The organism is Sphingomonas sp. ABOLE (genome assembly GCF_003950455.1).
GTDB classification, from domain to species: domain Bacteria; phylum Pseudomonadota; class Alphaproteobacteria; order Sphingomonadales; family Sphingomonadaceae; genus Sphingomonas; species Sphingomonas trueperi.
This window is the reverse complement of the sequence record NZ_QQWY01000008.1, coordinates 128142-137647: the sequence shown is the minus strand read 5'-3', so window position 1 is coordinate 137647 and position 9506 is coordinate 128142. Positions and strand designations below refer to the sequence as shown.

The following is a 9506-nucleotide window of genomic DNA, read 5'->3' as shown; positions in this document are numbered from 1 at the left end:
CCCTCCACCCCAACCCCTCCTCCAAGGAGGAGGGGCTTAAGATGGTTCAGGCCATCTCGCCCAGCATCAGCTCCGCCGTCGCCTTGGCGCTCCCCACCACGCCGGGAATCCCCGCGCCCGGATGCGTCCCCGCCCCCACGAAATACAGGTTCGAGATCGCGTCATCGCGGTTGTGCACGCGGAACCAGGCGCTCTGCGTCAGGATCGGCTCCAGGCTGAAGCCCGAGCCATGATGCGCGGCGAGGTCGTCGCGGAAGTCGGTCGGCGCATAGTGGAACTTGGTGACGATCCGCTCGGCCAGATCGGGGATCAGCCGGCGCTGGACCTCCGCCAGGATCCGCGATTCCAGGATCGGCCCCACCTCGTTCCAGTCGGCCGGGAACTTGCCCAGATGCGGCACCGGCGCCAGCGCGTAGAAGGTCGAATGGCCTTCGGGCGCCATGCTCAGGTCCGAAGCGCTCGGATGGTGGAGGTAGAGCGAGAAGTCCTCGCTCACCACGCCGTGGGTATAGATGTCGTCGAGCAGCCCCTTATAGCGCGGGCCGAAAAGGATCATGTGGTGCGGGATGTCGGGAAAAGTCCCGCGCAGCCCGAAATGCACCACGAACAGCGAGGGCGAGAAGCGCTTGTTGACCAGGCGGTTCGCCGTCCGCCGCGCGCTGCGCGAGTTGCGCAGCAGGTCGCGGTAGCTGTGGACGATGTCGGCGTTGCTCGCCACCGCGTCGACCTCGACCTCGAAGCCGCTATGGGTGCGCACGCCGACCACCCGGTCGCCCAGCGTCAGGATCTCGTCGACCGGGTCGCCGATCCGCACCGTGCCGCCCAGCCGCTCGAAATGCGTGATCATGCCGGCAATCAGCCGGTTGGTGCCGCCCTCGGCCCACCAGACGCCGCCGTCGCGCTCCAGCTTGTGGATCAGCGCGTAGATGCTGCTGGTCGCCATCGGGTTGCCGCCGACGAGCAGGGTGTGGAACGACAGCGCCTCGCGCAGCTTCTCGTTCTTCACGAAGCTGGCGACGATCGAATAGACCGAGCGCCAGGCCTGGTGCTGCATCAGCGCCGGTGCCGCCTTGAGCATCGACTTGAAGTCGAGGAACGCCTTGGCGCCCAGCTTGACATAACCTTCCTCGTAGACGCTCGCCGAATAGTCGAGGAACTTGCGATAGCCGGCAATGTCGCTGGCATCGAGCTTGGCGATCTCGCCCGCCAGCACCGCGTCGTCATTGGTATAGTCGAAGGTCGTGCCGTCGGGCCAGGAGAGGCGGTAGAAGGGCGTGACCGGCTTGAGCGTCACGTCTTCGGAGATGTCGTGGCCCGAGAGGCGCCACAGCTCCTTGAGCGCGTCCGGATCGGTGATCACCGTCGGGCCGCCGTCGAAGGTGAAGCCGTCGCGCTCCCAATAATAGGCGCGGCCGCCCGGCTTATCGCGGGCTTCGATGACGGTGGTATCGACCCCCGCCGACTGGAGGCGGATGGCAAGGGCGAGGCCGCCGAACCCGGCGCCGATCACGACTGCGCGGCGCATCAGCGGTTCCAGATCGCGGAAAGGGCGCGGCCGATCGGCACCGGCGGCTTGCCCGACAACACGCGGACGCGGTCTCCCCAGGTCGACTGCGCGGCGTAGAAGCGCTGGATCAGTCCTGCATCCAGACGGTAGAATCGTTCCAGCACGCGATAGCGCTCCTCGGGTTCGGCCGCCTTGAACAGCATCGCGGCGAGCATGCGATAGAAGCCGCGCTTGCGCCAGAGCGCGCGCGAATAGCCATACAGCATTTGGTGCAGCGCCTCGCCGGAATAGTCGTATGCGTCGGCGATGGTGGCGGCGGTGCGGACGGCGTCGGGGAAGGAATAGCCGGTCATCGGGTGGAAGAGACCCGCCTTCATCCCCGCCTTGGCGATGCCGCGGCCGCCCGCGGCCCAATAGGCGGCATGGTCGCCGCCCATCGCCACCGGCAGGCTGCCGACTTCCTCGCGCAGCACCCGCTCGACCTGCCAGCCCGCCGCATCGGCATAGGCTTCGATCCGGTCGCCGGTGGCGAGGACGTCGATCGAGGGCGTGTCGCTGTAATAGGTGTCCTCGACGAACATCCGCGTCGGGCTGAACGGCAGGCAGTAGACGAAGCGATAGCCGTCGATCTGCGGCACCGTCGCGTCCATGATCACCGGCCGCGTCACATCGTGCAGGTTGCTCAGCACGAGCTCGGCACCGTGGAACTTCTGCCAGCCGAGCTGGAGTGCGCTGGTATCGCCGACGCCGCGGCAATCGATCACGCCCTCGGCCTCGACCAGGTCGCCATCGGCCAGGGCCACCGCCGTGGGGGTGATGTCCGCCGCCTCGCGGCCGAGCAGCAGGCCCTTCGGCCCCAGCGCTTCGCGCACCACGCGATCGAAGTGCTCGGACTCGACCGAGTAGTAGCGCGACGGCAGGGTGCGAAAATGGCCAGGGAAGGCAACGTCATAGCCGTTCCAGCCATGGCCGATCAGCGGCGCCGAGAGCCAGCGATGCTCAGGTGCGACATCGTCGGCGAAGAACGACCAGAGGTGATTGCCGCCGATCCGCGCCGAGCCTTCGATCAGCCGGACGGAGCAATCGGGTTTCTTCTTCCGGATTGCCAGCGCGATAAGCCCGCCGGCAAGGCCGCCGCCGACAATAGCGACGTCACAACTGATGGTTGAAGGCATTGCCGTCGCCTAGCTCAAGGGCGGGGGTGTGGGAACCCCACCCTTGGGGACGCGGCGCGAAACGGTCGCTGGCCGGGGGCGCCCCGGCGCAGGGCCAAGCCGTTCATTTTCTTTTAACTATCGTCACACGGCTTGCACACTTGCCTCCTAGTGCCGGGCAACCGCGCTTGCGGTTTGTGAAGTAGGGGAACCAAAGCAATGCAGAAGACGCTCTTTGGCGCGACACTCGTCGCCGCCACGCTGCTCGGCGCGCCTGTCGCGCAGGCCCAGGTCGCGCTGTCGACCAAGACCTACACCCAGAATTTCGACGCGCTGGCGACCAGCGGCACCAGCAAGGCGCTACCGACCGGCTGGAAGCTCGACGAGCGCGGCAGCAGCACCGCCGGTTCGGACGATGCCTATGCGACCAGCAACGCCAATGCCGGCACCGCCTATGCCTTCGGCACCGGCAGCGAGCGCGCGCTGGGCAGCGTCACCTCGGGCAATGCGACGCCGATCCTGTTCGGCGCCTTCTTCACCAATGCCCTGGGCGGCGCGATCGAGTCGCTGACGCTCAGCTATTTCGGCGAGCAGTGGCGCCTCGGCACCGCGAGTAGCGACCGCCTGAACTTCGAATATTCGCTCAACGCCACCTCGCTGTCGAACGGCAGCTGGACCGCGTTCGACGCGCTCGACTTCGCCAGCATCAGGAACGGCTCCGGTTCGGGCAGCGCTAGCAGCGCGCTCGACGGCAACGCCGCGGGCAATCGCCAGTCGGTCAGCGCGACGATCGGCAACCTGCTGATCGCCGACGGCGGCAGCTTCGCGATCCGCTGGACCGACCGTGACGTCGGCGGGTCGGACCACGGCCTGGCGATCGACGACCTGACGCTCACTGCCACGCTGGCGCAGAGCGCGGTGCCCGAGCCGGCCGCTTGGGCGCTGCTGATCGGCGGCTTCGGCTTCGCCGGCGCAGCGCTGCGCCGCCGGCCCAAGACGACGGCGCACGCCTGATCCCCGGCAGGGGAGCACCGGCCTCGCCTGCGCTCCCCTGCCGCCTCTCAGAAGCTGTACTTGGCCGAGACGGATACCGTTCGGCCATTGACCGAGCGGCCCCAGCCGATGCCGTTCGCCGGCACTTCGCTCTGGTTGAACTCGAAGAAGCCGCGCTGGTCGAACAGGTTGCTCGCGTTGACCATGAGCTCGACGTGGCGGATCGGCCGGATCACCGCGAAGGCGTTGACGACGGTGAATCCCGGCATCCGCAAAAGGTTGCTGTCCTGTGCGTAGCTGCCGGTAATGGTCACCACGTTCGCCCCCAGCGTTGCCTGGCGCAGCTCGATCTGCGGCGTCGCTTCCAGCGTCCAGGTCGGCTGGTGGCGGGGCTCCTTGCCGGTCAGCGCGGCGTCCAGCTTGTCCTGGGTGATCTTGGCCTTGGTGTAGGTCGCGCCGGCGGTGATGCTGAAGATGCCGCTGCGGTAGCCGCCCTCCATCTCCACGCCGGTGGCGCGGTAGCTGCGGATGGTCTGGTTGGCCGATCCGTTGAGGACGTTGTGGTCGTCGGCCGTCGCGCGGAAGGCGGTGACGTTCAGCGTCGCGCCCGCCTTGCGGAACTTGAAGCCGCCTTCGAGCTGGCGAACCTCGTCATATTTGTCCGTCGGATCGGGCACGCCGCCGGTGGTGGCGCTCACCGCCGGCGTGAACAGGATCTTATCGGCATTGGCGCGGGCACCGCGGCTGTAGCGCGCGAACACCGAGAAGGGCTCGGCGACGCGATAGTTGATGCCGCTCGAATAGCTCCAATAGCCGTAATTGTAGTTGACCGGTGCCGGGGCATCGAGCGGCAGGAAGGCGACGCGGGTCTCCGCCGGCGAGATCACGCCGTCGCCATTGACGTCGAAGCGGACCAAGCCGTTGCGGTTGCCGCCGAGATCCGCCCCGAACAGCTGGCCGCGTACGCGCCCGCGGTCATAGCGGACGCTGCCGCCGATCGAGATCTTGCCGACATGATAGTTGACGGAACCGTACGGCGCGAGAATGTCGTAGGAAACGTCGAAGATGCGGCGGAACTTGCTGCCGTTCCGGCTGAACGCATAATAGCCGCCCAGCGTCTGGGCGACGCCGGCCGCGTTGAAGATGTCGACCATTGCCGTCCGCCCGCCGCCGGCGACATCGGTGTTGATCGCGGTGTGGAGCCACTGGGTGTAGAGCTGCTGGTTGGCCTTGTAGAGGCCGCCCGTCACGGTCAGGTCGCCCCGGCCCAGTTTCCAGACGCGGGTCGCGCGGAAATCATTGGTGAAATTGTCGAGCGAGCGGGCGCGGGTCTGCGAGATGTAGGAGAACATCAGCAGGCCGTTGCCGTTGATCGGCGTGGTGGTGGAGATGAGCTGTCCGGCATTGGGCCCGGTCGCGTAGCGTGCGGTTGCCCCGGCGCCCCCCTGGGAGGCGGCGAGCGCCGCGACCGTCGTGATGCTGGAGGGGAAGGCGCGGTTGAAATCACCGCTGTTCTTCGAATAGCGCATGCGGTTCGACAGCGTGAAGCCGCCGATATCGAACTGCGCCTCCAGCCCGATCGACTTGGAGGTCGGGTGCATGCCGTTGGAAACGGGGAAACGCTGCAGCTTGTTGTCGCCGTCCAACGTGACCACCGGCCCGATATAGGGCGACAGAGTCGAATCGCGGCGAATGTCGAAGCCGGGCACGTCGCCGATGACGGGGTTCTCGTTGGTGCCGGTGATGCGGATCGCATATGGCGCGAAGGTCGGCGAGCGGTCGTCGAGCCACTTGCCGTGCAGGCGCACATAGCCGTTGGCGAACTGCTTGGTCACGTTCAGGCGGATCTGCCCGCCCTTGAAGCCGGTGAAGCCGATGTCGCGTGGCCCTTCGCCCGAGCGATAATAGCCGCCGATGTGGAAGCGCCAGCCGCCGCCCAGCGGGCTGCCATAGTCGAAGTCGAGGCGCTTCTCGCCATAGTCCACGCCGGTCGTCAGGCGGACGGCGCCGCCGGCGACTTCGCCCGTCTTCGAGATCAGGTTGATCACGCCACCGGGCGCATTGGACGAGAAGGTCGAGCCCGAGCCGCCGCGAATCGATTCGATCGCGGCGACGTTGAAGTCGGCGCGCATGTAGACGTCGGCGGCGATGTTGAAGAAGTCGCCGAATTCGAGCACCGGCAGCCCGTCTTCCTGGAACTGCATGTATTTGGAGCCGCCCGCCGCCAGCGGCAGCCCGCGCACCGTGTAGTTGGCGTTGCCCTCGCCGATGCCGCTCTCGACCCGCAGGCCGGGCATGGTGCGGAGCAGGTCGCCCAGGGGGCGCGGGCCCAGCTTCTCGAATTCGGCGGCGCGATAGGCGCTGGTCGAGGTCGCGCTGTCGAGCCTGTCGCGGCCCTTGGCGACGCCGGTGGAGAAGACCTCCTTCTCGGGCGCCGGTGCGGTGGATGGCTTTGGCGTATCCTGGCCCGACTGGGCGAGCGCCGGCTGGACAATGCAGCTCGAGCAAAAGGCGAGCAACCAATAACGAAGCTTCACGACGACCTCTCCGACCCATATCTGTTCTTCTGGGGCCAGCATGGTAGGGGGGCAGATGTTAAACTCTGTTACCGCGCTTCTTCGTAGAATTACGGCGGTTACATCCCGGCAACGATCGGTTGCGGGATCGGCCGGCCGGCAAGGCGGTTCGCGCCGCATTGCCGCCAGGCGCAGGAAGGCGTAGCAGCGGGAGACATGGACATCGCCCTCGCCATCCTCGCCTCCGCGATCGCCATGACCGTGATCGTGGGGGTGCGCTACGTCGCCGCCTCGGCCGGGTTCGCGCTGGCCACCCGGCTGAAGCATCCGGGGCTCTATGCCGGGCTGGACCGGCAGATCCGCATGGAGATTGGCTGGAGCCTCGCCTCCGCCGCGATCTACGGCATTCCCGCCGGCATCGTCGCCTGGGGGTGGAAGGCGCATGGCTGGACGCGCATCTATACCGATGTCCATGCCTGGCCGCTCTGGTATCTGCCGCTGTCGGTGTTCCTCTACCTGTTCCTCCACGATACCTGGTTCTACTGGACGCACCGGGCGATGCACGTGCCCGCGCTGTTCCGCCGCTATCACGCCGTCCACCATGCCAGCCGCCCGCCCACCGCCTGGGCGGCGATGAGCTTTCATTGGGGCGAGGCGCTGTCGGGCGCGATCGTGATTCCGCTGCTGGTCTTCGCGATTCCCATTCATGTCGGCGCGCTCGGCTTGGTGCTGACGATCATGACGGTTATGGGTGTGACCAATCATATGGGCTGGGAGATCTTCCCGGCCTGGATGTGGCGGGGGCCGCTGGGCGGATGGCTGATCACGGCAAGCCATCACCAGCGGCATCATGAGCGGTATGGGTGCAACTATGGACTATATTTCCGGTTCTGGGACCGGCTGTGCGGGACCGACCAGGGGCTCGGGCGGTTCGATCCTGCGGCGCGCCGCATGGGCCCTCGTCGCCCTGCCGCTGCTGACCAGCGCCGCGCCGCTGGCGACGCTGGAGCTTGATTTCACCAAGCTGCGCTCGACGCGTGGGCTGCTGCAGATCTGCATCGCGCCCGCCGCCAGCCAGTTCCCCGATTGCCGCCAAGGGCACGGCGCGATCAAGCGCTCGATTCCCGCCGCCGAGGGCAAGCTGCGCCTCAGCGGGCTCGCCCCGGGCGACTATGCGGTTGCAGTGATTCACGACGCCAACAGCAACGGCAAGCTCGACACCTTCATGGGCATCCCGCGCGAAGGCTTCGGCTTTTCGCGCAACCCGGTGATCGGCTTCGGACCGCCGCGCTTCTCCGCCGCGCAGTTCCCGCTCGACGGCGGCAGCGATCGGCAGGAAGTGAAGCTGCGCTACCTGCTTTAGGAACTGCGCGAGATTGCAGGCGTTTCCGGGGTGCTGATCACTGGATCCCGTTCCCGGAGTACCCCCATGCCTTTCCTGCGTCCCGCGACGCGCGCCGCGCTCGCTTCGTTTCCGCTGCTCGCGGCAATGCCCGCCCTCGCCCAGCAAGCAGCGGATTCGCCGCCCGACATGACCCGCGACACCGTGACGCTCGGCGTCGGCGCAGCGGTGGTGCCGAGCTATGACGGCTCGGACAAGAACGTCGTCACCGCGGCGCCGCTGGTCCGCGGCCGCGTCTCCGGCATCAATTTCGTCGTGCTGGGCAGCCGCGCCTGGGCGGACGTGATCGCCGACAACAACGGCCCGGGCTGGGATTTCCAGGCCGGCCCGGTGGTCAACGTCAACCTCAACCGCACCTCGCGGATCGACGACCGCCAGGTGGCAGCCCTCGGCAAGATCGACACCGCAGTCGAGGCGGGCGGCTTTGTCGGCATCGGCAAGCAGGGGCTGATCACCAGCGACTATGACAAGCTGACGGTGAGCTTCTCCTATCTCCACGATGTCGGGACGGTGCATAAGAGCTATGTGATGTCGCCGTCGGTCAGCTACGGCACGCCGCTCAGCCGCAAGGCCTATGTCCTGCTGAACGCGTCGGGCAATTACATGGGCAACGGCTATGCCCAGACCTATTTCGGCGTGACGCCGGGCGGCAGTGCGCGCAGCGGCCTGCCGGTCTATTACGCCCGTAAGGGCTGGAAGGACTGGACGCTGGGCGCGATGGGCACGGTCGCGCTCACCGGCGATCTCACCCAAGGCCTGTCGATGGTCGGCGGCGTCGCCTATCGGCGGATGCTCGACGACGCGGCGGACTCGCCGGTGGTGCGCATCGCCGGCTCGCGCGACCAGTGGTACGGTGCGCTGGGGCTTGCCTATACCTTCTGACCTACGGCGCGTAATTGCGGCGAATGTCCTGTTTTCTAACAACTTACAAATTGCCGACGCAAGTCTTGGGGGCTAGCCTGCCTATCCGGGACTCGCGTCGTATGTGGTCGCGGGGCAACATCAGGGGGAGATGTATGAAACTTGCAGCACTAGTTGGCGCCATTGGCGTGTTCGGCGCGACGATTGCCGCACCGGCTGCGGCATCGGTGATCGACACCAGCGGCGGCTATGCATCGAAGATCGATTATTTCGGCGCGCAGTATACGCCCACCTACGGGCAGACCTTCACCGTCGGCAGCGACAATGCGCTGAACGGCTTCACCTTCTATCTCGGCGGCGGCGCGGCGAGGGTTCGCGCCTATGTTTATGCCTGGGGTAGCGCAGGCCCGCTCGGTGCGGCGCTCTATGCCAGCGATGCACGCAGCTTCGCCGGTACCGCAGGCGACGCCTTCGATGCGCTGCGCTTCGACGTGGGCGCGCTCGATCTGCGCGCAGGCCAGCGCTACGTCGCCTTCCTCACCACCGCGGGCCTTGCCCAGCCCGGCGACGGCGAGATGAGCTGGATGCCCACCGCTGGCAGCTTCGGCAGCAATGCCTATGATGGCGGCGATTTCGTCTACACCAATGTCGGCAGCAGCCTCGACGCGATCGCGCGGACTCAGTGGGACGACCCGCACGGCGCGTTCGGTGACGTGCAGTTCAGGGCCGATTTCAGCCCCGGCGCCACCGCTGGCGCAGGCGTGCCCGAACCGGCGGCCTGGGCGATGCTGATCGGCGGCTTCGGCCTCGCCGGCGGCGCACTCCGCCGCCGCCGCGCGCGGACGACCGTGCGCTTCGCCTGATCTTCCTAACCTTTGGTAGGATGGCGGCGCGTCGGGATTGCCCGGCGCGCCGCGTGTCTGTAGACGGGTATCCATTCCCCGGGGGACCGCTGGCGCAGCGGTTGAGAGGAAGGCTGCAGCCTTCGACCCGCTGAACCTGATCCGGTTGACACCGGCGTAGGGAGGGAGGGTCTTGTTCCCCGAGGTCCATCTGCTCCCCGCGTATCGCCC

Annotated in this window: 8 protein-coding genes and 1 riboswitch; of the genes, 5 read left to right on the top strand and 3 right to left on the bottom strand. The window is 67.0% G+C overall.

Features of this window, described 5'->3' with window-relative positions; translation table 11 throughout:
• Window positions 1-46: 46 nt before the first annotated feature.
• Together CA234_RS07335 and crtY are read right to left on the bottom strand one after the other, a co-directional pair.
• Complete coding sequence (locus CA234_RS07335; protein WP_125976854.1) at window positions 47-1525, bottom strand: phytoene desaturase; 1479 nt, start codon at window positions 1523-1525, stop codon at window positions 47-49.
• The gene (crtY, locus tag CA234_RS07330) at window positions 1525-2682 is read right to left on the bottom strand and encodes a lycopene beta-cyclase CrtY (RefSeq protein WP_125976853.1); all 1158 of its coding nucleotides are present in this window, start codon (window positions 2680-2682) and stop codon (window positions 1525-1527) included. The genes CA234_RS07335 and crtY overlap by 1 nt, the downstream gene beginning before the upstream one ends.
• Before the next feature lie 198 nt (window positions 2683-2880).
• Between crtY and CA234_RS07325 the strand changes: the two genes are divergently transcribed.
• A complete protein-coding gene (locus CA234_RS07325) occupies window positions 2881-3675 on the top strand; it encodes a PEPxxWA-CTERM sorting domain-containing protein (RefSeq protein ID WP_126001267.1) in 795 nt (264 codons plus the stop codon).
• Between the two features lie 47 nt (window positions 3676-3722).
• Here the strand turns inward: CA234_RS07325 and CA234_RS07320 are convergent, their stop codons facing one another.
• Window positions 3723-6191 (bottom strand): TonB-dependent receptor, encoded by a 2469-nt coding sequence (locus CA234_RS07320; RefSeq protein WP_241213335.1) that lies wholly within the window; start codon window positions 6189-6191, stop codon window positions 3723-3725.
• A 195-nt stretch (window positions 6192-6386) separates the two neighbouring features.
• On the opposite strand from CA234_RS07320, the gene CA234_RS07315 reads away from it, so the two are divergent.
• The 4 genes from CA234_RS07315 (at window position 6387) to CA234_RS24800 (ending at window position 9296) form a co-directional block, all read left to right on the top strand.
• The gene (locus CA234_RS07315) at window positions 6387-7184 is read left to right on the top strand and encodes a sterol desaturase family protein (RefSeq protein ID WP_125976852.1); all 798 of its coding nucleotides are present in this window, start codon (window positions 6387-6389) and stop codon (window positions 7182-7184) included.
• The gene (locus CA234_RS07310; protein WP_241213337.1) at window positions 7105-7533 is read left to right on the top strand and encodes a DUF2141 domain-containing protein; all 429 of its coding nucleotides are present in this window, start codon (window positions 7105-7107) and stop codon (window positions 7531-7533) included. Before CA234_RS07315 ends, CA234_RS07310 begins: the two co-directional genes overlap by 80 nt.
• A 66-nt stretch (window positions 7534-7599) precedes the next feature.
• Window positions 7600-8454 (top strand): MipA/OmpV family protein, encoded by an 855-nt coding sequence (locus tag CA234_RS07305; RefSeq protein WP_126001266.1) that lies wholly within the window; start codon window positions 7600-7602, stop codon window positions 8452-8454.
• 134 nt (window positions 8455-8588) lie between these two features.
• Window positions 8589-9296, top strand: coding sequence for a PEPxxWA-CTERM sorting domain-containing protein (locus CA234_RS24800; protein ID WP_241213333.1), 708 nt, complete (start codon window positions 8589-8591; stop codon window positions 9294-9296).
• Window positions 9297-9365: 69 nt separating this feature from the next.
• A riboswitch (TPP riboswitch) is annotated at window positions 9366-9476 on the top strand.
• Window positions 9477-9506 lie beyond the last annotated feature (30 nt).

Excerpts from the sequence above, each read along its gene's own strand:
- CA234_RS07335 (WP_125976854.1), bottom strand. The coding sequence starts at position 1,525 with ATGCGCCGCGCAGTCGTGATCGGCGCCGGGTTCGGCGGCCTCGCCCTT.
- crtY (WP_125976853.1), bottom strand. The coding sequence starts at position 2,682 with ATGCCTTCAACCATCAGTTGTGACGTCGCTATTGTCGGCGGCGGCCTT.
- CA234_RS07325 (WP_126001267.1), top strand. The coding sequence starts at position 2,881 with ATGCAGAAGACGCTCTTTGGCGCGACACTCGTCGCCGCCACGCTGCTC.
- CA234_RS07315 (WP_125976852.1), top strand. The coding sequence starts at position 6,387 with ATGGACATCGCCCTCGCCATCCTCGCCTCCGCGATCGCCATGACCGTG.
- CA234_RS07305 (WP_126001266.1), top strand. The coding sequence starts at position 7,600 with ATGCCTTTCCTGCGTCCCGCGACGCGCGCCGCGCTCGCTTCGTTTCCG.
- CA234_RS24800 (WP_241213333.1), top strand. The coding sequence starts at position 8,589 with ATGAAACTTGCAGCACTAGTTGGCGCCATTGGCGTGTTCGGCGCGACG.